We start from the raw sequence: 25,555 nt of genomic DNA, 5'->3' as shown, positions 1-25,555 counted from the left end.
TGGGCTTTGATCGGGGTACAGTAACAGCTTGCCAGTGTAGGAAAAAGCTTCAGGCTGCATGCCTGAAGCTGCACACTTTCAGTGGCCGAGGTAGACGGTCAGGGTCTGGCCGGGTTTGAGGGCATGGCCGCTGCGTGGGTTCCAGCGCTTGAGGTGGGTCATCTCCACGTTGAAACGCTTGGCCACCAGGTACAGGGAGTCGCCTTTACGCACCTTGTACTGGGTAGAGCGCTGAGCAGCGCTGGCGACCCGGTTAGCCGCTGCACTCGGCGCATTGCCGCCGCGCAGGGCCAGCACCTGGCCGGCGCGCAGGTTGTTGCCACTCAGGCGGTTCCAGCGCTTGATGTCCTGCACCGATACACGGTTGGCCTGGGCAATCGCACCCAGGTTGTCCCCGCGCTTGACGCGGTAGCTGCGGGCTGCGGCAGGTGCCTTGGCCTCTGCCACGGCCCGGGCGAAAGCTGCCTGCGGCGGCTGCAGCGTCACCAGTTGCTCGGGCTTGAGGTTGGAAAGGCTGGCGGTGAGCAACTGCGCCTTGGCGGTAGGCACCAGCAGTTGCTTGGGGCCGTCGACGGTCATGCGCTTCTTGAATGCCGGGTTGAGCTGAATCAGCTCGTCTTCGTCGATGTTGGCGAACGCCGCTACGCGGGTAAGGTCGAGGCGGTCATTGATGGCCACGGCCTCGAAATAGGGTTCGTTGGCAATCGGCGTGAGGTTGACGCCGTAGGCTTCAGGGGTGGACACCACCTGTGACAGGGCCAGCAGCTTGGGCACGTAGTCGCGGGTTTCCTGAGGCAGTGGCAGGTTCCAGTAATCTGTGGGCAGGCCGAGCTTTTCGTTGCGCTCCATGGCGCGGCTCACCGTGCCTTCGCCTGCGTTGTAGGCCGCCAGGGCCAGCAGCCAGTCCCCGTTGAACATGTCGTGCAGGCGGGTGAGGTAGTCCAGCGCCGCGTTGGTCGAGGCGGTGACGTCGCGGCGCCCGTCATAGAAGTTGGTCTGGCGCAGGTTGAAGTGGCGGCCGGTGGCCGGCATGAACTGCCACATACCGGCAGCACTGGCGCGGGAGTAGGCCATCGGGTTGTAGGCGCTTTCGATGGCTGGCAGCAGCGCCAGCTCCAGCGGCATGCCGCGTTCTTCCAGGCGTTCGACGATGTAGTGCAGGTACAGGCTGCCGCGCTCGCCCGCGCTTTCGATAAAGGTAGGGTTGCTGGCGAACCAGAGGCGCTGCTGGTCGATCCGTGGGTTGACGTCGATGTAGTCCTGCAGCACGAAGCCCTGGCGCATGCGCTCCCAGACGTCGCGCGGTGCCTGTTCCACGGGTTTGGCCAGCAACGGCGCGGGCTTTGGCTTGATTCGCGCCTGGTAATTGTGCGCGCGAACGCCGTCGGATTCTTCGAGCTGACGGGTGCTCTGGCAACCCACCAGGGTGGCGGCCAGGGCCAGCGCACTGACCTGGGCCAGGCGCGTCAGCGCGACGGAATGAGAGGTTCTGCGGCTACGGGAAGACATCGGCGGGTACGGGTATCCGGGCGAAAAATTTCGGCGATTCTAGGAACCGCACCCTACCGGGTCAACCTTTCCCCACCACTTGCGATATATCTTGGGGTTATCAGAACTGGTCTTTCCAAGACCTCAAGGCAGCAAAAACAGCGACATGCGTGGTGTTGGAATGTCCCTTCCATTCGTCTGCTTTTTGTTTAACTAATGTTTCAGAGGTGCGCAAAAATGGATTTGTGCGCCGTTCCAGGCCGATGGTGGAGGGCAACGTGATGCGATCCTCTGCACGCAGGCGGCTGACGTCTTCGAAGCGTTGCTGGATGTCCGCGTTGCCAGGTTCCACCGCCTTGGCGAAGCGCAGGTTGCTCAGGGTGTATTCGTGGGCGCAGTACACCTGGGTGTGCTCCGGCAGCGCCGCCAGGCGTGCCAGGGCAGGCTGCATCTGCTCGGGTGTGCCCTCGAACATGCGCCCGCAACCGGCCGCGAACAGCGTGTCGCCACTGAACAGCACCGCGGGTGTGGGTTGGTCGCTGAAGAATGCGATATGCCCCAGGGTATGGCCGGGTACGGCCAGTACCTGGTAGGTCTGGCCCAGCACGGTGACCTGGTCACCCTCGCCCAGGGCCACGTCGCGGCACGGGATCGCTTCGCTGGCCGGCCCGTAGATCCGTGCGCCGGTCTGCCGCTTGAGCTGTTCAACCCCGCCCACATGGTCATTGTGGTGGTGGGTGATCAGGATGTCCGTCAGCGTCCACCCGGGGTGCGCGGCCAGCCAGCGCTGCACTGGGCCGGCATCGCCCGGGTCGACCACCGCGCACTGGCGTTTGGCATTATCCTGTAACAACCAGATGTAGTTATCGGAGAAAGCGGGGAGAGCATCGATCTGTATCATGGTGCGGATCCGATTCGCCTAGCTTGGCATATGAAGGCATCTTAGCCGCGATGGCGCGGCGCGAGAACCTTCGAGGGAGAGCACAATGACCGACCAAGCCTTTGCCCAGGCCGACCCGGAGTGGGTCACGCTGACCAGCCTGGCCCGTGAGTGGTTCAACGGCCCGGTGGGCCGGTTGATGCTCCAGGAGGAGCAGAAGCTGCTCGAAGAGGAACTGGGGCGCTTCTTTGGTGGCTATCTCGTGCATTACGGCCCGTGCGCCGAAGCGCCACCTAGTGCGCCCAAGGTGCAACGCAATGTGCGCCTGGGCGCGCCTTTGCCGGGGGTTGAAATCGTCTGCGAAGAGCAGGCCTGGCCATTGAGCGAACACGCCGCCGACGTGGTGGTGCTGCAGCATGGCCTGGATTTCAGCCTTTCACCCCACGGCCTGCTGCGCGAGGCTGCCAGCGCCGTGCGCCCAGGTGGGCACCTGTTGATCATCGGCATCAACCCGTGGAGCAGTTGGGGCATCCGCCATTGCTTCAGCCAGGGGGCCTTGCGCAAGGCCCGCTGCATCCCGGCATCCAGGGTAGGGGACTGGCTGAACCTGCTGGGCTTCGCGCTGGAGAAACGCCGCTTCGGGTGCTATCGTCCGCCGCTCGCTTCACCCGCCTGGCAGCAACGCCTGCAAGGTTGGGAGCGCCTCGCTGGCGGCTGGCAAAGTGCAGGCGGCGGTGTCTACCTGCTGGTGGCGCGCAAGATGGTGGTGGGCCTGCGCCCATTGCGACCCGAACGGCGCGAGCCGATGGGCAAGCTGCTGCCGTTGCCGCTGGCCAAGGTGAACCGCGCTGCGGCCAGTACCGATACCGAACAGAACTGAACATGAGTGGTGCATGAGCGAAAGCGTCGAGATGTATACCGATGGTGCCTGCAAGGGCAACCCTGGCCCGGGCGGCTGGGGCGTCCTGATGATTTTCAAGGGCGTAGAGAAGGAACTGTGGGGCGGCGAGCGTGAAACCACCAACAACCGCATGGAGCTCATGGCCGCCATCCAGGGGCTGATGGCCCTCAAGCGTGAGTGCGAAGTGGTGCTGACCACCGACTCGCAATACGTGATGAAAGGCATCAACGAGTGGATGGTGAACTGGAAGAAGCGCGGCTGGAAAACCGCCGCCAAGGAACCGGTTAAAAACGCCGACCTGTGGCAGCAGCTTGACGAACAGGTCAACCGCCACCGCGTGACCTGGAAGTGGGTGCGTGGCCACATCGGCCACCCCGGTAACGAACGCGCCGATCAGTTGGCCAACCGCGGCGTCGACGAGGTCCGCGCTGGGCGCTGATCGACAGGCTGGCACGTGATGCCTGGCGCTTGCTGGTATACTGCGCGCCCCTGTAACTGATGCAACTTGGAGCACGCCACGTGGAGCAGCAGCAAGACAAACGGTTCGTCATTCTCGATACCGAAACCACGGGCATGCCGGTGAGCGAGGGGCACCGCATCATCGAGATCGGCTGTGTCGAGGTGATTGGCCGGCGGCTGACGGGGCGGCATTTTCATGTGTACCTGCAGCCGGATCGCGAGAGCGACGAGGGGGCGATCAACGTTCACGGCATCACCGATGCCTTCCTGATCGGCAAGCCCCGGTTTGGCGATGTGGCCGAAGAGTTCTTCGACTTCATCCGCGGCGCCACGCTGGTCATCCATAACGCGGCGTTCGACGTCGGGTTCATCAATAACGAGTATGCCTTGCTGGGCCAGCAGGACCGGGCGGACATCTCGCAGCACTGCGCCATTCTCGACACCCTGTTGCTGGCGCGGGCGCGCCACCCGGGGCAGCGCAACAGCCTGGATGCCCTGTGCAAACGCTACGACATCGACAACTCCGGCCGTGAGTTGCACGGCGCGTTGCTCGACTCCGAACTGCTGGCCGACGTTTACCTGGCGATGACCGGGGGCCAGACCAGCCTGTCGCTGGCGGGGCATGGTACTGACGCTGATGGAGACGGGCAGGGTAGTGGCGGCAGTGAAATCCGCCGCATCACCGGTCGCGCACCAGGGCGGGTGGTGATGGCTAGCGCCGATGAACTGGAGGCCCATGCCGAACGCCTGGCGGCCATCGCCAAGTCGGCGGGTGGCCCATCGATGTGGCAGGCCCTGAATGAGGCGACAGCTGGGTAGTTAGGAGGCCTGAGGGGGCAACTGTCTTCCCCAAGATCTGAATGTTGGTGCAATCACAGTGGGAGCAACTATCTCCCACAAGATCTCAAAGTTGGCGCAATCCCTGTGGGAGCGGGTTTACCCGCGAACACCGGCGAAGCCGGTGCCATGCACCGCGCTGCCTGCTTCGCGGGTAAACCCGTTCCCACAGGGACAGGGGTAAAGCAGCCCCGCACATCGCTCGCGTTACGGGATACGAATGATCTCAATACCCGTACGCACCAGCTCGAAGCGGTTCTCACCCAGGTGGTTGACCCGGTCGCCGATGGCAAGGCGATAGGTGGTGATAGGGGCGCCCGTCGTGCTGCCGTCCAGTTGCAGGGTCGATTCCTGAAACTCGTGCACGGGGTAGATGCGGCCTTCGGCGTCACGGGCATGGAATTGGCCGACCATTACTGCTGCCATTTGGGTGGAACCCTCTGAATTGCGTAAGAAATGTATGCAGTAATAGACCGTGGAACGGTCAGGGAAGTTTTCGTGCGCCCGAAAAAAAACCAAAGCGCCTGAAAAGGGTCATCTATAACTACATCGTCCCTTGAACCCGTGAAGTATGGAGATCGCCATGACCCAGGTGTATTCGGTTGCTGTCGTTGTCGGTAGCTTGCGCAAGGAGTCCTACAACCGTAAGGTCGCCCGCGCCTTGTCGGAACTGGCCCCCTCGAGCCTGGCCTTGAAAATCGTCGAAATCGGCGACCTGCCTATGTACAACGAAGATGTCGAGGCTGAAGCTGTACCCCAGGCCTGGACCCGGTTCCGCGACGACATCCGCCACAGCGATGCAGTGCTGTTCGTCACCCCGGAATACAACCGCTCGATACCGGGCTGCCTGAAAAACGCCATCGACGTCGGCTCCCGGCCCTATGGGCAAAGCGCCTGGGCGGGTAAACCAACAGCGGTCGTCAGTGTATCGCCGGGTGCCATCGGCGGCTTTGGCGCCAACCACGCCGTGCGCCAGGCGTTGGTGTTCCTTGACATGCCCTGCATGCAGATGCCAGAGGCCTATATCGGCGGCGCGGCCAACCTGTTCGACGAGTCAGGCAAGCTCAATGACAAGACCCGGCCATTCTTGCAGGCGTTCATCGACAAGTTCGCCTCTTGGGTGAAGCTGAACCGCGCTGTTTGATGGCTGTTGACGCCCTGGAGGGCCGCATGGCGGCGCTCCCGGGTGTAAAGGCCTGTTAGCGGAAACTGTAAGAAACCCCTGCATACACCCCAAAACCTTCACCGGGCGTGGAGCGGGGGTTGTCCCTGCCTGCATCGTTGTACGCCGGGGTCACCGTGGCGGCGTAGCGTTTGTTGGCCAGGTTGCGCAGGTCCAGCCAGGCCTGCCAGTCCTGCTTTGGCGAGTCCCAGCCCAGCCGCGCCCCCATGATCGCGTAGGCATCGGCATAGTTGCTGTTGGCGTAGTCCACCTGCACTTTCGACGCCAGCTGGGTGTTCACGCCGGCATAGAACCCGCTCGGCCAGTCGTAGCGAAGCTCGGCCTGGTAGTAGTGCATGGGGATGCCGGGCAGGCGGTTGTCGCCGAAGCGGTCGTCGTCACGGTAGTGGAAATCACTGAACGTGTAGGCCTGGCGTGCGCTGAGCTTGCCGGTGCCTGGCCTTTCCCATAACGTGCTCTGCAGGCCGGCTTCCACACCTTGATGTACCGTGGCGCTGGCGTTGAATTCGGAAGTGAAATTGGGCACCACTTCAACTGCCAGCAGCTCATGGCGTACCCGCGAGTAATACCAGGCGAGGTCCCAGCGGCCGAGTGCGGAGTCGCCACGGGCACCCAGCTCCAGGGTGGTCGCGGTCTGGTTCTGCATCTTCATCGGCTGGATCTGCTTGCCGCCGACGCTTGGCGAACTCCAGATCAATGACCACGGGTGCGGCGGCTCTACCGACCGGCTGAGGTTGCCGTACACCTGCAGGTCGGGGCGTATGTCGTAGCGCAGGCCCACGCGTGGCGCGTAGTCCCAGTCGTGCATCGACACCTTGCCGCCTTGGGCGGGGTAGGTTACGTCACTCTCGCGGCGGGTATAGATGGCGGCAAGCCCGGTGGTCAGCCATACGTTGGGTATCAGCTCCAGGTCGTTGCCCAGGTGCAGCACGGTATCGGACCCTTGATAGGTAAAGTCCCGCGTGCGGTCACCGAACACATGGCCATTGCGTGCAAACTGCGATGCGCCGCTGTTGGGCAGGTGCTTGGTGGTGCGCCAGCCGATGGTGGTCTTGCTTTCACGCCCGAACACCGTGTCGCGGCGCTTGTAGCTGAGCGTGCCGCTGACATCGGTGTAGGCGACCTTCAGGCGCATGGGCCCTTCGCGAAGGTCCATGGGGTAGTCGTGGTACACCAGGCCAGCCTCTAGCCTGGCGTCGTCATCGAGGTAGAAGGTGGTTTTGTTGCCCACCCAGGTGCTGCCCGGTTGCGGGCGGCTGTCATCGCGTGCCAGGTAGCCCGGGTTGGCTGCCCGCGGGTGGTGCTTGATCTGGTCTTTGGTCAGGCGGCCGGCCAGTTCGTTTTCGGTTTCCCGGTAACGCAGGTAGAACCGCGTTTCCAGGTTCGGGTTGAAGCGGTAGCCAACGTTGGCGGCAACCCCTTTGGCACTGCCACTGCTGTGCCGCTGGTAGCCGTTGTACTCAACGTCAGTCAGGGCCACGTAGTAATCGAGGTCACCCAGCACCTGGCCCGAGCTGACATGCCGATGCTGGTAGCCGCGGCTGCCCACTTCGTAACGCACCTGTAACGGCGCGGCATCGCGGCCCGTGTGGGTGACATAGTTGATCGCACCGCCCAGGGCCAAGGCACCCTGGTCGAAGCCATTGGCGCCTCGCAGCACTTCGGCGCGGCTCAACCACAAGGGTTCGAACAGCTCATAGGGGGTGCCGCCTGGGCCAGTCAAGGGCAGGCCATCAAACATCGTGTACACGCCCGAGCCGTGAGCACCTGGCGCCCGGTTGATGCCCGAACCACGGATCGACAGTTTGATCCCATCGTTGCCTGCCGACTGGGCGAATACCCCCGGCTGGTAGGCCAGTACGTCCTGGTTGCTGGCCACGCGGCCCTGCCCAACGCCGTGCATGTCCACCAGGTTGGTGGCGCCCGGTATGGCCCGCAAGCGTTCACCTGCGGCGCTCAGGTCGTCCTGCTCCTCCTCGGTGATCAACACCTGGCCCAATTCGACCGGTGCAGCTGCCTGCGCGGGCTGGGCAGCCATGAACGCACCCAGCAGGCCCACGCAGGGGGGTAGGGACAAAACGCGACGCATTGTAGGGCTCCAGGTAAATAGCGGATGAACAACTGCGTTGAGACGAGCGAAATGGCGCTCGGAGCACGCCGAAAGCCAGCAAATCTATCGCACTTTTGGTAGGGCGAAAGTGTACGAAGTTTCTTTACAAAGCCCGTCGCTAGAGCGGGCACGCACTTGCTTCGTAAGGTGGCCACAGGTCGGCAGCACCGCCGGTCGCAAACCCCTGGAGTTCGAACATGGTTACCGATGCAAGAGGTCCGCAACAATCCGTCGCTTCTACCCCCACAGGCGCGCCCACCGGCGACCCCACAAGCGCCCCCGCACGCCTGACGCCCCGTGAACAGCAGGTACTGCTGTGGTGCGCCTATGGCAAGAGTTCGTGGGAGATCGGGCAGATACTGGGGTGCAAGGAGTCGACGGTGAATTTCCACGTGTCCAACATTCTGCGCAAATTTGACGTACCTACCCGGGTAGGGGCAGTGATCAAGGCCATTCGCTACGGCCTGTTGGCCGAAGCGTGAGGTACGGTCATGAATCATCAAGACACTGCACGGGCTGCCGACTGTCACGATCCGTTCTGGCCACGCATTGAGCTCAACAAGCTTCGCAAGCGCCTGAGGTTGCAGCGAACCACAGGTGATGCAGCAATCGAGGTAGCCGCTCGTTGCGCCGTGATCGAGGCCGCCCGCGAGTTTGCCAACTGGAGGGCCGTGTTGCGCAGCTTGGGCTACAAACGCCTGGATGACGTGTGCGGGCATGACCATGGGCGTGCGCTGCGGGTGTGTTACCTGTGCTTCGTGGACGCGGCAATCATGCATTACCTGGGCGTGCCCTACGTACGCTCCTCACGCCGGGGTGTTCACCATGGCTGAACGACTTGATGCAGGGGGGTTATCCCAGGCGGTGATACAGCTGTTGAGCGGGGAGGCCAATGTGTTGTTCGCCGCCTTGCTTGGCGCTTTGCTGGTCAGCGCAGCCCGGGATCGGCTCATCACCAACACGGCCAAGCGGCTTACACTGGGCAAGAAAATGCTGCTGGTGTTCGTGACGGTGGGGGTAGGGCACCTTTTCGGACCCTTGGTTTCATCCGTGGCGCCTTTGCTGACCCCAGGCATGTCGGCCTTCGTCGCGGCTGTTGTGGTCATCCCCATCAGCCTGAAGGTCATGGTCTGGCTGGATTCACTGGACCCGCGCGAGCTGATTCAGCGCTGGCGGCGGCGGGGTTAAGGGATGCCACTGCTGCCAGGGTGCATGCCCAGTTCGGTCAGCCTCTGTTCCAGAAGCTGTATCCGTTGTTTGTCCTTGATCACCAGCAAGATGGCTTGCCGGTCAGTAGGGGACAGGCTGCGCAATCGCCCCAGCAAATCCGACTCCCACGCACCGTCGTCCTGAGGGCTAAAGCCGGCCTGGTCTCTGCCCAGCAGTAACCAGTCCAGAGAGCACGCATAGTGCGTAGCAATTTTTATGCAAAGGGAGTACGGGATACTGTTGCGTACTTTCCAGCTGCTCAATGTCTGCGGGCTGATCGACAACGCCCGTGAAAGCTCCGCGTCAGTTTGGGCACCGGTCAGCTGCTTGAGGCGGTCCATCACTGCAGCAAGTACATGAGTACTCATAACAAATATCCATCACTGGTTTAATGATATTCCATGGGCTTAAACTACTCGTTATGAATACAGCCCTGTGTTTTTTTAGGAGGATTCCCGCATGAGGAACTTGAAGATGAGCCACCCAGCCCTGCATTCAGCCAAAACCTACGTGGCGTTCGGATCATGCCTGCATCGCAGGGGCATGGACAATGCTAGCAGGTACTTCTCGTGAGTACTTATAAACTGGTCTGCCCGCATTGCCATAGCCGCATGCGCATACGTACCAGCGAAGGCCGTCATATTTTCTTGCGAATTGCTTATTTGCAATGCACCACCGAGGCGTGCGGCTGGTCAGTGCGCGCTGAGTTCGAGATGACCCACGAGTTGTCCCCTAGCGGCATGCCAAACCCCGGCGTGTACCTGCCGCCAGCCAAGGGCGACTTGCGCAAGGCGGCGTTACCGGATACAGCGCTGAGCTGCCACGGTGAGTGAGGCGCAACGATGTGGCCATGGATGGCGCACCACCTTGATGGCGCAGATACAAAAACACCCCGCACAAGCGGGGTGTTTTCGTGTTGCCGGACCGATCAGCCGATCAGTTGCAGGCTGGCTTGTTGAACAAGGTCCAACAACGGCTGCGGATACACGCCGAGCACGAACGCAAGCACGGCGATGGCTAGCAGCATGACGCCACCGGTGCGCTGTTCCCACTTCAACGGGGCATCGTGACGGCGCAGGTTCGGCTCTACCAGGTAGAGGGTCACCATGACGCGCAGGTAGTAGTACACACCAATGGCGCTACCCACCACCAGTGCACCCACCAGCCACCACAGTTGCGACTCGACGCCTGTGGCGATGATGTAGAACTTGCCGATGAAGCCTGCGGTGAGCGGGATGCCTGCCAGCGACAGCATCATCACGGTCAGTACGGCGGTCAGGTACGGGCGGCGCCAGAACAGGCCACGGTACTCGTACAGCGCATCCGCATCACGCCCAGCGTAGGGCGACGACATCAGGGTGATAACGCCAAAGGCACCCAGGCTGGTGATCACGTAGGTCACCAGGTAAACGCCCATGGCTTCCATGGCCAGGCCCTTGCTGGCAACCAGGGCGATCAACAGGTAGCCGAAGTGGGCGATGGACGAGTAACCCAGCAGGCGTTTGAGGTTGCTCTGGGTCAGCGCCAGCAGGTTGCCGACCAGAATCGATGCCACCGCGATCACGGCCAGCACCGTGCTCAATACACCGCTGCTGGCAGCAGGCGACAGCATGAACAGGCGTACCACCACGGCGAACACCGCCACCTTGCTGGCCGTGGCCAGGAACGCGGCAACCGGGGCAGGAGCGCCCTCATACACGTCCGGGGTCCACAAGTGGAACGGTACCAGCGACAGCTTGAAGGCCAGGCCGACCAGCATCATGCCCAGGCCCAGCTGGGCCAGCAGGCTTGGCATGCTGGTGGCGGCCAGGGCCTTGCCCAGCTGGTCGAAGGTGAGGCTGCCGGCGTCGGCGTACAGCAATGCCATGCCGAACAGCAGGAAGGCCGAGCCTGCCGCCGACAACACCATGTACTTGATGCCGGCTTCCAGTGACCGCTTGTTGAAGAAGGCATAGGCCACCAGGCCGTACACCGGCACCGACAACAGCTCCAGGCCGATGAACAGGCCGGCCAGGTGGTTGGCGCTGACCAGTACCAGGCCACCCAGTGCCGACATCAGCAACAGCAGGTACAGCTCTTCACGGTTGCCCGGGAAGCCCTTGGCGCCATCGCCAAGGTAGGCGTGGGCGAGGGTGACGCACGCCAGCGTTGCCACCAGGATGATCGCCATGTACAGGCAGGCGAACTTGTCGATGGTCACTAGCGAGGTAACTGCCAGGGGGGCAACCTTCAGCGCCGGCAGGATCGACAGCAGGGCCAGGTTCAGGCCCACGGTGGACAGCAGGAAGGTTTGCGAGTGGTTGCGCTTCCAGGCGATCGCCAACATCACCACCACCGTGGTGAGGGTGGTGATCAGCATCGGCGCCAATGCGATGAAGTGTTGAGTGGTGAATTCCATAGCGCTCTTACCGGGCCGAAGCGAGTTGAGTGAAAGCGGAACCGAGCCACTGCTGCACGCCACTCATGGTGGCGGCAGAGGTGTCGAGGAACGGCTGCGGATACACGCCCAGCAGGATCAGCAGCACTGCCAGGCCCAGGACCATGATCAGTTCGCGAGCGTCCATGCCGGCCAGCACGGTGTCGGCCTTGCTCGGGCCGAAGTAGGCACGGTGGATCATGATCAGCGAGTAGACCGAGCCGAACACCAGGCCAGTGGTGGCAATGACCGTGATCCACGGTACATGCACGAAGCTACCCAGCAGGATCAGGAACTCGCCAACGAAGTTACCGGTACCCGGCAGGCCCAGAGAGGCTGCGGCGAAGAACAGGCTGATGGCCGGCAGGTAGGCGATGCGGTGCCACAGGCCTCCCATTTGACGCATGTCACGGGTATGCAGGCGTTCGTACAGCTGGCCCGACAGAATGAACAGCGCGGCAGCCGAAACACCGTGGGCCAGCATCTGGATGACGGCGCCCTGCAGGGCCTGCTGGCTGCCGGAGTAGATGCCGATCAGCACGAAGCCCATGTGCGAAACGCTGGAGAAGGCGATCAGGCGCTTGATGTCAGTCTGGGCGAACGCCAGGAAGGCACCGTAGAAGATCCCGATCAGGCCCAGGGTCATGGCGATGGGCGCAAACTCGGCCGAGGCATTGGGGAACAGCGGCAGGGCGAAACGCAGCAAGCCGTAGGCGGCGGTTTTCAGCAGGATACCGGCCAGGTCCACGGAGCCCGCGGTGGGCGCCTGGGCGTGGGCATCCGGCAGCCAGGAGTGGAAGGGCACCACCGGCAGCTTCACCGCGAAGGCAATGAAGAAGCCCAGCATCAGCAGGTACTCCGTACCGGCCGGCAGGTCAGCCTTCAACAGGTCGCTGTAGTTGAAGGTAAGCACACCCGTATTGCTGTAGTTGACCAGCACCAGGCCCAGGATCGCCACCAGCATGATCAGGCCGCTGGCCTGGGTGAAGATGAAGAACTTGGTGGCGGCGTAGATGCGGGTCTTCTTGCCGTCTGCCGAGCTATGACCCCAGAGCGCGATGAGGAAATACATCGGCACCAGCATCATTTCCCAGAAGAAGAAGAACAGGAACAGGTCCAGGGCCAGGAACACGCCGACCACACCACCCAGAATCCACATCAGGTTCAGGTGGAAGAAGCCGACATGGCGCTGGATTTCCTTCCAGGAGCACAGCACCGACAGCACGCCGAGCAGGCCGGTCAGCAGGATCATCAGCAGCGACAGGCCGTCCAGCGCCAGGTGGATGCTGATGCCGAAGCGCTGGATCCACTGGACCTTGTATTCAAGGGCCCAGGCAGGCTCGGCGCCCGGAGCGGGGGCCAGGGTGTAGTCGCCGTTAGCCCACAGCCACAGGCCGATGCCGAGCAGCAGGGACATGGTCAGCAGCGCGATCCAGCGTGGCAGGGTGGCGCCGAAGCGCTCAGCCAGCCAGCACAGGAAGCCGCCGATGAAGGGGATCAGGATCAGCCAAGGCAAAATCATGACGGGTTCATTTCCTTTTGCAGGGTCGCAAGGTTCGCAAGGTTCATGGTCATACCGCGGCCACTACCACAGCGCCAAGTACCAGCACTGCGCCTACGGCGATGGAAGCGGTGTACCAGCGCAGCTGGCCAGTCTCGGTCTTGCTCATGGCAACGTGGCCGCCGCGGGCCATGCGCGGGATCAAACCGATGGTACGGTCGACCGGGTCCTTGCGCAGAAGGTGGCTGATCAGCAGGTAAGGCTTGACGAACAGCTTGTCGTAGATCCAGTCGAAGCCCCAGGCGGCGAACCACCAGGCCGACAGCACCCGGCCAAGGCTGCTGTTGGCGACCGCGCTGACAAAGCTGCGCTTGCCCAGGAACAGCAACGCCGCTAGCAGGATACCGGCAATGGCGATGGCGCCTGAGGTGATCTCCAGTGCGTGCTTGGCTTCACCACCGGCATGGCCGGCGCTTTGCGGCAGTACATCGGCCAGTGGCGGGGTGATCCAGGCGCCGACGAAGGTCGACAGCACGATCAGCACGCCCAGTGGCAGCCAGTAGCTGATGCCATGGCCCGCATGGGCTTCGGTCTTGGCTTCGCCGTGGAAGGCGATGAAGATCAGGCGGAAGGTGTACAGCGAGGTCATGAACGCACCCACCAGGCCGGCGTACAGCAGCCCGGAGTTACCGCTGGCGAAGGCTTCCCAGAGGATCTCGTCCTTGGAGTAGAAGCCCACGGTCACGATAGGCAGGGCCGCAAGCGCAGCGCCGCCGACCACGAAGCTGGCGTAGGCCAGGGGCAGTTTCTTCCACAGGCCACCCATCTTGAAGATGTTCTGCTCGTGGTGGCAGGCAACGATCACCGCGCCGGACGCCAGGAACAGCAGGGCCTTGAAGAACGCGTGGGTCATCAGGTGGAAGATCGCGGCGTCCCATGCACCTACGCCCAGGGCCAGGAACATGTAGCCAATCTGGCTCATGGTCGAATAGGCGAGGATACGCTTGATGTCGGTCTGCACCAGCGCGGCGAAGCCGGCCAGCACCAGGGTCACGCCACCCACCACGCCTACCAGGTGCAGGATATCTGGCGCCAGCAGGAACAGGCCGTTGGTGCGGGCAATCAGGTAAACGCCGGCGGTTACCATGGTCGCGGCGTGGATCAGTGCCGAAACCGGGGTAGGGCCCGCCATGGCGTCGGCCAGCCAGGTTTGCAATGGCAGCTGGGCGGATTTACCGACCGCGCCACCGAGCAGCATCAGCGTTGCCAGCACCATCCAGGTGTCACCTGCCTGGAATTTCTGCGGTGCCAGCACCAGCAGTTCCTGCACATTCAGCGTACCCAGCTGGGCGAACAGGATGAACAGGCCGATGGCCATGAACACGTCGCCGATACGGGTGACGATGAACGCCTTGAGCGCTGCATTACCGTTGTTGCGGTTGCTGTAGTAGAAACCGATCAACAGGTACGAGCACAGGCCCACGCCTTCCCAGCCGAAATAGATGAACAGCAGGTTATCGCCCAGGATCAGGAACAGCATGCTGGCGATGAACAGGTTGGTGTACGAGAAGAAGCGCGAATAACCGGCTTCGCCGCGCATGTACCAGGAGGCGAACAGGTGGATCAGGAAGCCGACACCGGTGACCACGCCCAGCATGGTGACCGACAGGCCATCCAGGTACAGGGTGAAGTTCGGCGCGAAGCCGTCCACCGACATCCACTGCCACAGCAGCTGGCTGTAGGCGCCACCCTCAGGCGGGGCGACGTTGAATTGCCAGATGACATAGGCGGCGGTAGCCGCCGACAGGCCTACCGAGCCCACGCCGATCACGGCCGACAGGTTCTCCGAGAACCTCCCGCGCGAGAACGACAGCAGCAGGAAGCCGATGAGGGGAAAGACGAAAGTCAGAAAGAGAAGGTTCATCCGCGCATCTCACTGGCAGCATCGATGTCGAGAGTGTGGAAGCGGCGATACAGCTGCAGCAGGATGGCCAGGCCGATGCTGGCCTCGGCGGCTGCCAGGCTGATCACCAGAATGAACATCACCTGGCCGTCAGGCTGCACCCAGCGGGCGCCGGCGACGACGAACGCCAGGGCAGAGGCGTTCATCATCACTTCCAGGCTCATGAGCACGAAGAGGATGTTGCGGCGGACCATCAGGCCAACCAGACCTAAGCAGAACAGGATGCCGGCGACCGCCAGACCATGTTCGAGAGGGATAGCACCCATGATTTACTCCTTCGCCTCATTGCGGCCCAGGTGGAAGGCGGTGACCGCTGCCGCCAGCAGCAGCATCGACGCCAGTTCGACCACCAGCAGGTAGGGGCCGAACAGGCTGATGCCAACGGCCTTCGGGCCCACGGTGGTGCCGCTGATGGCGGCGCCGCTTGGGGCGACGAACAGCACATACAGCAGCTCGAGCAGCAGCAGGGCGCCAAGAATCACCGGCCCGGCCCAGATGCCCGGCTTGAGCCAGCCACGTTCCTGGGCTACCGAGGCCGGCCCCAGGTTGAGCATCATCACCACGAACACGAACAGCACCATGATGGCGCCGGCATAGGCGATCACTTCCAGGGCGCCCGCGAACGGCGCGCCAAGGGAGAAGAAGATCATCGCCACGGAAATCAGCGAAATGATCAGGTAGAGCAGGGCGTGCACGGGGTTGGTGCCAGTGACCACCCGGAGGGTGGAAACCACGGCGATCCCGGATGCGAAGTAGAAAGCGAATTCCATCTTTCTGTCCTTATGGGAGCAAGCTCTTCACGTTGATCGGCTCGGCTTCGTTCTGCGCAGCGCCTTTCGGCTTGCCAGCGATCGCCATGCCCGCAACACGGTAGAAGTTGTAGTCAGGGTTCTTGCCGGGGCCGGAGATCAGCAGATCTTCTTTCTCGTACACCAGGTCCTGACGCTTGAACTCGGCCATTTCGAAATCCGGAGTGAGCTGGATTGCGGTGGTCGGGCACGCCTCTTCGCACAGGCCGCAGAAAATGCAGCGCGAGAAGTTGATGCGGAAGAACTCCGGGTACCAGCGTCCATCCTCGGTCTCGGCCTTTTGCAACGAGATGCAGCCCACCGGGCAGGCGACCGCACACAGGTTGCACGCCACGCAGCGCTCTTCGCCGTCGGGGTCGCGGGTGAGCACGATGCGGCCGCGGTAGCGCGGCGGCAGGTACACGGGTTCTTCGGGATACTGCAGGGTGTCGCGCTTGCGGAACCCGTGGGAGAACACCATTGCCAGGCTGCGCAGCTGGGTGCCGGTGCCCTTAACGATGTCGCCGATATACTTGAACATGGGTCAAATCCTCACTGGGCCGCGACGGCTGGCGTGTTGTAAAGCACGATCGCAGCGGTCACCAGCAAATTGATCAGGGTCAGCGGCAGGCAGAACTTCCAGCTGAAGTCCATCACCTGGTCATAGCGTGGGCGCGGGATCGAGGCGCGCAGCAGGATGAACAGCATGATGAAGAACGCGGTCTTCAGCGCGAACCACAGGAACGACAGTTGCGGCAGGATGCCGAACGGGCCGTGCCAGCCGCCGAAGAACAGGGTGACCAGCAGCGCCGAGATGAGGATGATGCCGATGTACTCACCGACGAAGAACATGCCCCACTTCATGCCGGCATACTCGATGTGGTAGCCGTCGGCCAGTTCCTGTTCCGCTTCCGGCTGGTCGAACGGGTGACGGTGAGTCACGGCGACGCCAGCGATGAAGAAGGTGCAGAAGCCGAAGAACTGCGGAATGATGAACCACAGGTTCTGTGCCTGGTACTCGACGATATCGCGCATGTTGAACGAGCCCACCTGCACCACTACGCCCATCAGCGCCAGGCCCAGGAACACCTCGTACGACACGGTCTGTGCCGATGCCCGCAAGCTGCCCAGCAGGGCGTACTTGTTGTTCGACGACCAGCCGGCGAACAGCACGGCGTACACCGACAGGCCCGCCATGGCGAAGAAGAACAGCAGGCCGATGTTCAGGTCGGCCACGCCCCAGGTCGGGGTGATCGGGATGACCACGAAGGCGATTAGCAGGGCGCTCATGGCCACCACCGGTGCCAGGGTGAAGATCACCCGGTCGACGAAGGGTGGGTTCCAGTCTTCCTTGAAGAACATCTTCAGCATGTCGGCAGCGATCTGGAACATGCCGAAGGGGCCGACGCGGTTCGGGCCGTAACGGTCCTGCCACCAGCCCAGCAGGCGGCGCTCGACGAAGCTGAGCAGCGCGCCGCACACCACCACCGCCAGCAGCACCACGATGGCGCGCAAGACGCTGAGGATCACATCGATTACTTCCGGGGTGAACCAGCTCATTGTGCTGCCTCCTGCAGGCCGTCGACGGTTGCCCCGAAGATGGCAGGCGGGATGCCGGCCAGGCCTTTGGGCAATGCCACCAGGCCTGCGCCCAGTTGTTCATTGATACGCAGCGGCAGGCGCAGGGCCACACCAGCCACGTTCAGGCTCAGCAGGGCGCCTTCGTTGACACCCAGGCGGTCCGCTTCGGACTTGGCCAGTGCCACGTAGGCAGCCGGGATGCGCGCTTGCACCGGTGCGGCGCGCGACGAGTTTTCTTCGCTGCCGAACAGGTGGAAGAACGGCACGGCTGTCCAGTTGCCACGGGCCGGGTTGAAGGCGCCCGGAATGGCAGTGAACCAGCTCAGGCCATCGCCCTGGGGTTCGATCAGGCGCACGCCCGGGTCACCGGCACGCAGGTGGCCACCGACCTCGTCCTGGAACTTGTTCCACGCCTGCGGGGAGTTCCAGCCCGGCGACCAGGCGAACGGCACTTGCTGGCGGGGTTCGGCAGAGCCCGAGTAGCCTTCCATCGAGAACGCGAACGCGGTGTCCTTGTCTTGCGGGGTACGCGGTTCGTGCACGCTGATGTTGGCGCGCATGGCGGTACGGCCCGAATAACGCAGCGGTTCGCGGGCCAGCTTCATGCCCTTGATGCGGAACGCGGCGCTTGGCGCAGCGTTGACGATGCCGGCCAGTTGCGGGGCGGCTTCGGCGCAGGCGCTGGTCACGTGGTCCAGCTGGGTCCAGTCCACGGGCTTGTTCAGCAGGGTGGCACGCAGGGCGTGCATCCAGCGCCAGCCTTCGTGAACCTGGATGCTGCTGTCCAGGTATTGCGGGTCGAACACCTGGAAGAAGCGCTGGGCACGGCCTTCCTGGCTCACCAGGGTACCGTCGCCTTCGGCGAACGATGCAGCCGGCAGCACCAGGTGGGCGCGTTCCACCGTGGCGGTTCTGGTGTGGTCGGCCACGATCACCACCTTGGCCGCAGCCAGGGCAGCATCGACCTTGGCAGCCGGTACGCGGGCGTACAGGTCGTTTTCCAGCACCACGATGGCGTCAGCCTTGCCGGCAATCACTGCATCCAGTGCAGCGTCGACCGACTCGCCCCCGAGCATGGCCATGCCCAGGCTGTTGGCCTCGGGCACCACCAGGCTCAGGGAGCCGTTTTTCTCGCGCAACTTCAGCGCCTTCGCGATGTTGGCAGCCGCTTCGATCAACGCCGGGTCGGCCAGCGAGGTACCGGCGACCACCAGTGGGCGCTTGGCAGCCACGAGGGCGTCGGCGATGCGCTGCGCCAAGGCTTGGGCTTCGCTGTCCAGGCCAGCAACGGCCGGGGCGCTTGGGTCGATGGCGTTGGCCACGGCAAAGCCGATGCGGGCGAGGTCGGCTGGCGCGGCGTGTACGCATTCTTCGGCCACGTCGTCCAGCTTGGTTTCAGCCAGGGATGCGATGAACAGCGGGTACAGCGCGTGCTGGCCGATGTTCTTCACGGCGGCGTCCAGCCAAGGCTGTACTTTCATCGCCTCGGCCATGGCCTCGGCCTTGCCTTTTGTGGCCTGGCGCACCGACAGGGCCAGGCGCGCGGCAGTTTGAGTGAGGTCTTCACCCAGCACGAACACGGCGTCATGGTCTTCGATGTCGCGCAGGGTCGGTACCGGCAGCGGGCTGTTGTTCAGCACGCTCAGCGCCAGGCGTACGCGGGCCAGCTCGCCGGCCTCCATACCCGAGTAGAAGTACTCGGCGCCCACCAGCTCACGCAGGCCATAGTTGCTTTCGAGGCTGGCGCGTGGCGAGCCGATGCCAACGATGGTACGGCCACGCAGCAGGTCGGCGGCCTTGTCCAGTGCAGCATCCAGGCCCAGCTTGGTGCCATCGGCCAGCAGCGGCTGACGGGGGCGGTCGGTGCGGTTGACGTAACCGTAGCCGAAGCGGCCGCGGTCGCACAGGAAGTACTGGTTGACCGAGCCGTTGAAGCGGTTCTCGATACGGCGCAGTTCGCCATAGCGCTCACCGGGGCTGATGTTGCAGCCGCTGGAGCAGCCATGGCAGATGCTCGGGGCGAACTGCATGTCCCACTTGCGGTTGTAGCGCTCGGAGTGGGTCTTGTCGGTGAATACGCCAGTCGGGCAGACCTCGGTCAGGTTGCCGGAGAACTCGCTTTCCAGCACGCCGTCTTCGACCCGGCCAAAGTACACGTTGTCGTGAGCGCCGTACACGCCCAGGTCAGTGCCACCGGCATAGTCCTTGTAGTAGCGCACGCAGCGATAGCAGGCGATGCAGCGGTTCATCTCATGGGCGATGAACGGGCCGAGGTCCTGGTTCTGGTGGGTACGCTTGGTGAAACGGTAGCGGCGCTCGTTGTGGCCGGTCATTACCGTCATGTCCTGCAGGTGGCAGTGACCGCCTTCCTCGCACACCGGGCAGTCGTGCGGGTGGTTGGTCATCAGCCATTCGACGACGCTGGCGCGGAACGCCTTGGACTCTTCGTCTTCGATGGAGATCCAGGTGCCGTCGGAGGCAGGGGTCATGCAGGACATGACGATACGACCACGGGTGTCGTTCTCGTCGGTGTACTGCTTGACCGCGCACTGCCGGCAAGCGCCAACGCTACCAAGCGCCGGGTGCCAGCAGAAATAGGGGATGTCGAGGCCGAGCGACAGACAGGCCTGTAACAGGTTGTCTGCACCATTGACTTCGAGCGCTTTGCCGTCTACGTGGATAGTGGCCATTGTTCAAAGTTCTTCGTTGGCCCGCGTGAGCGGGCGTGGCTAATGGAAATCGGTGGGCCCGCGGCTCGCGTCAAACCTGCGCGCGCCTGCAAGGCCGGCGGGTGGCACGGACCACCCGCGTTTCATCTTGTTATGCGCCAACCGTAATCGGCTGGGCCAGGTTCGGGCGCAGGGTGTCGGCAGCGCTTGCTGGCGCGACACCGGCCTCGAACTCGGACCGGAAGTATTTGATGGCACTGCCCAAGGGCTCGACGGCACCCGGTGCGTGAGCACAGAAGGTACGGCCTGGGCCGAGGAAGTTGACCAGGCCCAGCAGCGTCTCGATGTCTTCGGCGCGGCCCTGGCCTTTTTCCAGGGCGCGCAGCATCTTCACGCTCCATGGCAGGCCATCACGGCATGGGGTGCACCAGCCGCACGACTCGCGGGCGAAGAACTCCTCCATGTTGCGCAGCAGCGAAACCATGCTGACGCTGTCGTCCACGGCCATGGCCAGGCCCGTACCCATGCGGGTACCCACCTTGGCGATGCCACCGGCGTACATCTGTGCGTCGAGGTGCTCGGGCAGCAGGAAGCCCGTACCGGCGCCACCCGGCTGCCAGCACTTGAGCGTGAAGCCGTCGCGCATGCCACCGGCGTAGTCCTCGAACAGCTCGCGGGCAGTCACGCCGAACGGCAGTTCCCACAGGCCCGGGTTTTTCACCTTGCCGGAGAAGCCCATCAGCTTGGTACCATGGTCCTCGCTGCCCTCACGGGCCAGCGCCTTGTACCAGTCGTTGCCGTTGGCGACGATGGCCGGCACGTTGCACAGGGTCTCGACGTTGTTCACGCAGGTCGGCTTGCCCCACACACCCACGGCGGCAGGGAAGGGCGGCTTGGAGCGCGGGTTGGCGCGGCGGCCTTCCAGCGAGTTGATCAGTGCGGTTTCTTCGCCGCAGATGTAGCGCCCGGCACCGGTGTGCACGAACAGCTCGAAGTCAAAACCGCTGCCCAGCACGTTCTTGCCCAGCAGGCCGGCGGCCTTGGCTTCATCGATGGCGCGGTTGAGGTTTTTGGCGGCGGTGGTGTATTCGCCACGCAGGAAGATATAGCCGCGGTAGGCCTTCAGGGCCCGCGCACTGATCAGCATGCCTTCGATCAGCAGATGGGGCTGTTGCTCCATCAGCATGCGGTCTTTCCAGGTGTTGGGTTCCATTTCGTCCGCGTTGCACAGCAGGTAGCGGATGTTCATGGATTCGTCTTTGGGCATCAGGCCCCACTTGACGCCCGTTGGGAAGCCAGCACCACCCCGGCCCTTGAGGCCGGAGTCCTTGACTGCCTGCACGATGTCGTCCTGCGACATCTGCGCCAAGGCCTTGCGGGCACCGGCGTAGCCGTTCTTGGACTCGTACTCGGCCAGCCAGACGGGTTCGCCGTCTTCACGCAGGCGCCAGGTCAAAGGATGGGTTTCGGCCGAACGCGCAATGCGGTTGGCCGGGCCGAAGGAAGTAATGGTCATACGTAACCCTCCAGCAGCTTGGTGACGCCGGCAGGCTGCACGTCGCCAAAGGTGTCGTCGTCGATCATCAGGGCCGGGGCCTTGTCGCAGTTGCCCAGGCAGCACACCGGCAGCAGGGTGAAGCGCCCGTCGGCAGTGGTCTGGCCCAGGCCGATGCCCAGCTCGCTCTGGATCTGGCTGACGACCGATTCATGGCCGCCGATGTAGCAGACCATGCTGTCGCACACGCGGATGATGTGGCGGCCAACGGGCTGGCGGAAGATCTGGCTATAGAAGGTGGCCACACCCTCCACGTCGCTGGCCGGGATGCCCAGCACTTCGCCGATGGCGTGGATGGCGCCGTCCGGTACCCAGCCACGCGCCTTTTGCACGATCTTCAAGGCTTCGATGGACGCCGCACGCGGGTCCTCGTAGTGGTGCATTTCGTGCTCGATGGCCGAGCGCTCGGTTTCGCTCAGGGCGAAACGGTCGGTTTGGATAAGCGTGTTGTTCATGCTTAGCGGTCCACGTCAGCCATAACGAAGTCGATACTGCCCAGGTACGCAATGAGGTCGGCGACCATGCTGCCCTTGATCACCGAAGGGATCTGCTGCAGGTGCGGGTAGCTCGGCGTCCGGATGCGGGTGCGGTAGCTCATGGTGCCGCCATCGCTCGTCAGGTAGTAACTGTTGATGCCCTTGGTCGCCTCGATCATCTGGAACGACTCGTTGGCCGGCATCACCGGGCCCCACGAGACTTGCAGGAAGTGGGTGATCAGGGTTTCGATGTGCTGCAGGGTGCGCTCTTTGGGCGGCGGCGTGGTCAGCGGGTGGTCCGCCTTGTACGGGCCTTCCGGCATGTTGCGCAGGCACTGGTCGATGATGCGGATACTCTGGCGCATCTCTTCCACACGGACCATGCAACGATCGTAGGCGTCGCCGTTGTGGGCCAGCGGTACTTCGAACTCGAAGTTCTCGTAGCCGGAGTACGGGCGGGCTTTGCGCAGGTCGAAGTCGCAACCGGTGGAACGCAGGCCGGCACCGGTGGTGCCCCACGCCAGGGCTTCCTGGGTGTTGTAGGCAGCGACGCCGATGGTACGGCCCTTGAGGATGCTGTTTTGCAGGGCCGCCTTGGTGTACTCGTCCAGGCGCTTGGGCAGCCATTCGACGAAGTCCTTCACCAGTTTGTCCCAGCCGCGCGGCAGGTCGTGGGCAACGCCACCGATGCGGTACCAGGCCGGGTGCAGGCGGAAACCGGTGATCGCCTCGATCACGGTGTAGGCGCGCTGGCGGTCGGTGAAGGTGAAGAACACCGGGGTCATGGCGCCCACGTCCTGGATGTAGGTACCCAGGAACAGCAGGTGGCTGGTGATACGGAAGAACTCGGCCAGCATGATGCGGATCACATCGACCTTCTGCGGCACCTGGATGCCGGCCAGCTTCTCGACCGCCAGTACGTAAGGCAGGTTGTTCATCACCCCGCCCAGGTAGTCGATGCGGTCGGTGTAGGGGATGAAGCTGTGCCAGGACTGGCGCTCGGCCATTTTTTCGGCACCACGGTGGTGATAGCCGATATCCGGTACGCAGTCGACGATCTCTTCACCGTCCAGCTGCAGCACGATACGGAAGGCACCGTGGGCAGAAGGGTGGTTGGGGCCCAGATTGAGGAACATGTAGTCCTCGTTGGCGCCCTGGCGTTTCATGCCCCAGGCTTCTGGGTTGAAACGTGCCGACTCTTCTTCGAGCTGCTGCTTGGCCAGGGTCAGGCTGTAGGGGTCGAACTCGGTGGCGCGGGCAGGGTAGTCCTTGCGCAGCGGGTGACCTTCCCAGGTGGGCGGCATCATGATGCGGCTCAGGTGCGGGTGGCCGGCAAAGTCGATGCCGAACATGTCCCACACTTCGCGCTCGTACCAGTTGGCGTTCGGCCAGATGCTGGTGACCGAAGGCAGGTTCAGGTCGCCTTCGCTGAGCGACACCTTGATCATCACGTCGCTGTTTCGTTCGATGGACAGCAGGTGGTAGAACACGCTGAAGTCGGCCGCCGGCAGGCCACGGCGCTGGGTGCGCAGGCGTTCGTCGACGCCGTGCAGGTCGTACAGCATGCTGTACGGTTTGGCGACGCCGCGCAGGAAGCTGAGCACCTCTTTGAGCTGGGCGCGCTTGACCCACAGCACGGGCATGCCGGTGCGGGTTTCCTGGGCGACGAATGCTTCGGCGCCAAAACGGTTGTGCAATTCGACGACCACATCCTGGTCGTCTGCCTTGTAGGGCGGAATGAAAATAGCGTTGTCCGCTGTCATGGTCTCGGTCGCTTTGGGTCAGCGTTAAGAATGAAGCCAGGCCGCCGGCTCCTTGAGGAGCGGGCGGCAGGTCGCTGGATCAGACTTCGTCGGGGCTGCGCAGGTTGGTGACGGCAATGCGCTGCTCACGACGCAGGTCTTTCTGGGCGGGCATCTCGGCACGGTAAATGCCTTGATCACCCACTACCCAGGAAAGCGGGCGTCGTTCCTGGCCGATCGACTCCTGCAGCAGCATCAGGCCCTGCAGGAACGCCTCAGGGCGTGGCGGGCAGCCAGGCACGTAGACATCCACGGGGAGGAACTTGTCGACCCCCTGAACGACCGAGTAGATGTCATACATGCCGCCGGAGTTGGCGCACGAACCCATGGAGATGACCCACTTGGGTTCGAGCATCTGCTCGTAGAGGCGCTGGATGATCGGCGCCATCTTAACGAAGCAGGTACCGGCGATGACCATGAAGTCGGCCTGACGCGGCGAGGCCCGGATGACTTCGGCGCCGAAGCGGGCGATGTCGTGGGGTGCCGTGAAGGCCGTGGTCATTTCCACGTAGCAGCAGGACAGGCCGAAGTTGTACGGCCACAGGGAGTTCTTGCGGCCCCAGTTGACCGCCCCACGCAGCACATCTTCGAGTTTCCCCATGTAGATGTTCTTGTGGACCTGGTCCTCTAGCAGTTGATCGGTGACGGTTTCCCGTTCACCGACCGGGTACTGCTCGTTGGGCGCATCCGGATCGATTCTGGTGAGATTGTATTGCATGCCAAAGCCTCATTGTTTCAGCTTCGCTTGCCGCTTGCGACGCCCTTCGGGAGCCCAATCAAGAGCCCCGACGCGCCATAGGTAGACAAGACCTGCCAACAGAATTGCTATGAAAACGAGTGCTTCGACGAACCCGGTCCAGCCGCTTTCGCGGACGGACACAGACCATGCAAAGAGAAAGAGGGCTTCGATATCGAAGATCACGAACAGCATCGCGACCAGATAGAATTTGGCGGACAGGCGCAGGCGGGCGCTGCCAACGGGCAGCATGCCGGATTCGAAGGGTTCGTTCTTGGCGCGGCCCCAGGCCTTGCTACCGAGCAGGCTGGACAGGCCGAGCATGAAGGCACACAGGCCGACGACACCCAGAAGGAAGATGGCAAAGCCCCAGTTGTGGGCGATGAGTCCTGCCGAATCGGACATGCTTGAGTTCCTTATACAGAGACCCAGCTCTGCAGTCTGAATTAAGTAGTACGGCGACCTGGTGTCGCAGACGCAGTGACCAAATGTCGCAGCTGAATCAATCGCGCTGATTTTATGGGTAAACCCGGTGCAAGTAAAATTTCTGTGGCAAATTTATTCGTAGGATTTAGTACAAAACACCTTTGTAACTGGCTGAAAGCCTTGAAATTCGGGGATTGCGCGCGGTTTTGTTAATTATGTTTCTTGCGAGTGGTAACGAATTACAAATTTCGGAATGATAATTAATATCATTTGAATGGGTGTTATGTAATTTGGCTGTTCTGCACCTTGTAAAGTTCATCTGGCGATTCCTCTACTTGCAAATGCGAAAAGCGCGTGTTCTAGCAGTTTTTGACCGGGCGGGTAGCGCGCCAGGTCAATGGTTTGTCGGTTGAGGGGGCAGGTTGTGTTGTCTCAAGCATAGACCTGATCCTGGGTTTTGCCGGGGATGGCTTTGGGGTGGGGCTGGTATGTGGTTGGCGGAAGAGGTGTGGCGCTTGTGAGGGCGAGCGCCGCCCGCGCGGCGCATCGCGAGCTGCGCTCGCTCCTACGTTTGT

The 25,555-nt window shown here is 62.7% G+C and carries 26 protein-coding genes; 8 read left to right on the top strand and 18 right to left on the bottom strand.

Going from position 1 to position 25,555, the window contains the following annotated elements; translation table 11 throughout:
* Positions 1-78: 78 nt before the first annotated feature.
* Both IAE33_RS07140 and gloB read right to left on the bottom strand, forming a co-directional pair.
* On the bottom strand, positions 79-1,509 hold the full coding sequence (locus tag IAE33_RS07140; protein WP_201162954.1) for a lytic transglycosylase domain-containing protein: 1,431 nt from the start codon (positions 1,507-1,509) through the stop codon (positions 79-81).
* A 100-nt stretch (positions 1,510-1,609) separates the two neighbouring features.
* A complete protein-coding gene (gene gloB / locus IAE33_RS07135) occupies positions 1,610-2,389 on the bottom strand; it encodes a hydroxyacylglutathione hydrolase (protein WP_201162953.1) in 780 nt (259 codons plus the stop codon).
* An 85-nt stretch (positions 2,390-2,474) separates the two neighbouring features.
* On the opposite strand from gloB, the gene IAE33_RS07130 reads away from it, so the two are divergent.
* The 3 genes from IAE33_RS07130 to dnaQ all read left to right on the top strand — a co-directional run bounded on the left by IAE33_RS07130 (position 2,475) and on the right by dnaQ (position 4,547).
* Entirely contained in the window at positions 2,475-3,248 is a 774-nt protein-coding gene (locus IAE33_RS07130) for a methyltransferase domain-containing protein (protein WP_201162952.1), read from the top strand.
* A 13-nt stretch (positions 3,249-3,261) separates the two neighbouring features.
* On the top strand, positions 3,262-3,708 hold the full coding sequence (gene rnhA / locus IAE33_RS07125) for a ribonuclease HI (RefSeq protein WP_201162951.1): 447 nt from the start codon (positions 3,262-3,264) through the stop codon (positions 3,706-3,708).
* 80 nt (positions 3,709-3,788) lie between these two features.
* Positions 3,789-4,547, top strand: coding sequence for a DNA polymerase III subunit epsilon (gene dnaQ / locus IAE33_RS07120; protein ID WP_201162950.1), 759 nt, complete (start codon positions 3,789-3,791; stop codon positions 4,545-4,547).
* A gap of 225 nt (positions 4,548-4,772) precedes the next feature.
* On the opposite strand, the gene IAE33_RS07115 is transcribed toward dnaQ, so the two are convergent.
* Complete coding sequence (locus IAE33_RS07115) at positions 4,773-4,991, bottom strand: hypothetical protein (protein WP_028632265.1); 219 nt, start codon at positions 4,989-4,991, stop codon at positions 4,773-4,775.
* A 157-nt stretch (positions 4,992-5,148) separates the two neighbouring features.
* Between IAE33_RS07115 and IAE33_RS07110 the strand changes: the two genes are divergently transcribed.
* On the top strand, positions 5,149-5,709 hold the full coding sequence (locus IAE33_RS07110) for an NADPH-dependent FMN reductase (RefSeq protein ID WP_201162949.1): 561 nt from the start codon (positions 5,149-5,151) through the stop codon (positions 5,707-5,709).
* Positions 5,710-5,764: 55 nt separating this feature from the next.
* Here IAE33_RS07110 and IAE33_RS07105 read toward each other — a convergent pair whose 3' ends face one another.
* A complete protein-coding gene (locus IAE33_RS07105; protein ID WP_201162948.1) occupies positions 5,765-7,837 on the bottom strand; it encodes a TonB-dependent receptor family protein in 2,073 nt (690 codons plus the stop codon).
* A gap of 218 nt (positions 7,838-8,055) precedes the next feature.
* Here IAE33_RS07105 and IAE33_RS07100 point away from each other — a divergent pair, with 218 nt between their 5' ends.
* From IAE33_RS07100 to IAE33_RS07090, 3 genes are read left to right on the top strand one after another with little or no spacing between them, the layout of a single operon-like run.
* On the top strand, positions 8,056-8,340 hold the full coding sequence (locus tag IAE33_RS07100; RefSeq protein ID WP_236406211.1) for a helix-turn-helix domain-containing protein: 285 nt from the start codon (positions 8,056-8,058) through the stop codon (positions 8,338-8,340).
* 9 nt (positions 8,341-8,349) lie between these two features.
* Positions 8,350-8,691, top strand: a complete 342-nt coding sequence (locus IAE33_RS07095; protein WP_201162947.1) for a head completion/stabilization protein — start codon at positions 8,350-8,352, stop codon at positions 8,689-8,691.
* A complete protein-coding gene (locus IAE33_RS07090) occupies positions 8,684-9,046 on the top strand; it encodes a hypothetical protein (RefSeq protein ID WP_201162946.1) in 363 nt (120 codons plus the stop codon). Before IAE33_RS07095 ends, IAE33_RS07090 begins: the two co-directional genes overlap by 8 nt.
* Here the strand turns inward: IAE33_RS07090 and IAE33_RS07085 are convergent.
* The gene (locus IAE33_RS07085; RefSeq protein WP_201162945.1) at positions 9,043-9,435 is read right to left on the bottom strand and encodes a helix-turn-helix domain-containing protein; all 393 of its coding nucleotides are present in this window, start codon (positions 9,433-9,435) and stop codon (positions 9,043-9,045) included. The two genes, IAE33_RS07090 and IAE33_RS07085, sit on opposite strands and share 4 nt — an antisense overlap.
* A gap of 201 nt (positions 9,436-9,636) precedes the next feature.
* On the opposite strand from IAE33_RS07085, the gene IAE33_RS07080 reads away from it, so the two are divergent.
* A complete protein-coding gene (locus tag IAE33_RS07080; RefSeq protein WP_060481467.1) occupies positions 9,637-9,900 on the top strand; it encodes an ogr/Delta-like zinc finger family protein in 264 nt (87 codons plus the stop codon).
* Positions 9,901-9,995: 95 nt separating this feature from the next.
* Here the strand turns inward: IAE33_RS07080 and nuoN are convergent, their stop codons facing one another.
* From nuoN to IAE33_RS07015, 13 genes are all read right to left on the bottom strand, one after another.
* Positions 9,996-11,465 (bottom strand): NADH-quinone oxidoreductase subunit NuoN, encoded by a 1,470-nt coding sequence (nuoN, locus tag IAE33_RS07075; RefSeq protein ID WP_201162944.1) that lies wholly within the window; start codon positions 11,463-11,465, stop codon positions 9,996-9,998.
* A 7-nt stretch (positions 11,466-11,472) separates the two neighbouring features.
* Positions 11,473-13,005: an NADH-quinone oxidoreductase subunit M gene (gene nuoM, locus IAE33_RS07070; RefSeq protein WP_201162943.1), complete on the bottom strand. Its 1,533-nt coding sequence runs from the start codon at positions 13,003-13,005 to the stop codon at positions 11,473-11,475.
* Between the two features lie 49 nt (positions 13,006-13,054).
* Positions 13,055-14,908 (bottom strand): NADH-quinone oxidoreductase subunit L, encoded by a 1,854-nt coding sequence (gene nuoL, locus IAE33_RS07065; RefSeq protein WP_201162942.1) that lies wholly within the window; start codon positions 14,906-14,908, stop codon positions 13,055-13,057.
* On the bottom strand, positions 14,905-15,213 hold the full coding sequence (gene nuoK, locus IAE33_RS07060; RefSeq protein WP_003251446.1) for an NADH-quinone oxidoreductase subunit NuoK: 309 nt from the start codon (positions 15,211-15,213) through the stop codon (positions 14,905-14,907). The genes nuoL and nuoK overlap by 4 nt, the downstream gene beginning before the upstream one ends.
* Positions 15,214-15,216: 3 nt before the next feature.
* The gene (gene nuoJ, locus IAE33_RS07055; RefSeq protein ID WP_028632274.1) at positions 15,217-15,717 is read right to left on the bottom strand and encodes an NADH-quinone oxidoreductase subunit J; all 501 of its coding nucleotides are present in this window, start codon (positions 15,715-15,717) and stop codon (positions 15,217-15,219) included.
* Between the two features lie 10 nt (positions 15,718-15,727).
* Positions 15,728-16,276 (bottom strand): NADH-quinone oxidoreductase subunit NuoI, encoded by a 549-nt coding sequence (nuoI, locus tag IAE33_RS07050; RefSeq protein WP_016488223.1) that lies wholly within the window; start codon positions 16,274-16,276, stop codon positions 15,728-15,730.
* 11 nt (positions 16,277-16,287) lie between these two features.
* Positions 16,288-17,295, bottom strand: coding sequence for an NADH-quinone oxidoreductase subunit NuoH (gene nuoH, locus IAE33_RS07045; protein ID WP_028632275.1), 1,008 nt, complete (start codon positions 17,293-17,295; stop codon positions 16,288-16,290).
* Entirely contained in the window at positions 17,292-20,006 is a 2,715-nt protein-coding gene (gene nuoG, locus IAE33_RS07040) for an NADH-quinone oxidoreductase subunit NuoG (RefSeq protein WP_201162941.1), read from the bottom strand. The genes nuoH and nuoG overlap by 4 nt, the downstream gene beginning before the upstream one ends.
* Positions 20,007-20,136: 130 nt before the next feature.
* Positions 20,137-21,501 (bottom strand): NADH-quinone oxidoreductase subunit NuoF, encoded by a 1,365-nt coding sequence (gene nuoF / locus IAE33_RS07035; RefSeq protein ID WP_201162940.1) that lies wholly within the window; start codon positions 21,499-21,501, stop codon positions 20,137-20,139.
* On the bottom strand, positions 21,498-21,995 hold the full coding sequence (nuoE, locus tag IAE33_RS07030) for an NADH-quinone oxidoreductase subunit NuoE (protein WP_201162939.1): 498 nt from the start codon (positions 21,993-21,995) through the stop codon (positions 21,498-21,500). The genes nuoF and nuoE overlap by 4 nt, the downstream gene beginning before the upstream one ends.
* A gap of 2 nt (positions 21,996-21,997) precedes the next feature.
* Positions 21,998-23,779, bottom strand: coding sequence for an NADH-quinone oxidoreductase subunit C/D (gene nuoC, locus IAE33_RS07025; RefSeq protein ID WP_028632279.1), 1,782 nt, complete (start codon positions 23,777-23,779; stop codon positions 21,998-22,000).
* A gap of 79 nt (positions 23,780-23,858) precedes the next feature.
* Positions 23,859-24,536 carry a NuoB/complex I 20 kDa subunit family protein gene (locus IAE33_RS07020; protein ID WP_008096180.1) on the bottom strand — a complete coding sequence of 226 codons (678 nt, stop codon included), beginning with the start codon at positions 24,534-24,536 and terminating at the stop codon, positions 23,859-23,861.
* Between the two features lie 9 nt (positions 24,537-24,545).
* The gene (locus IAE33_RS07015; protein WP_003251427.1) at positions 24,546-24,959 is read right to left on the bottom strand and encodes an NADH-quinone oxidoreductase subunit A; all 414 of its coding nucleotides are present in this window, start codon (positions 24,957-24,959) and stop codon (positions 24,546-24,548) included.
* Between the last annotated feature and the right edge of the window lie 596 nt (positions 24,960-25,555).

Source organism: Pseudomonas sp. S60 (assembly GCF_016647865.1).
Classification (GTDB): Bacteria; Pseudomonadota; Gammaproteobacteria; order Pseudomonadales; family Pseudomonadaceae; genus Aquipseudomonas; species Aquipseudomonas parafulva.
Note: the sequence above shows the minus strand (reverse complement) of the source record. Positions and strands in the feature narration are given on the sequence as shown.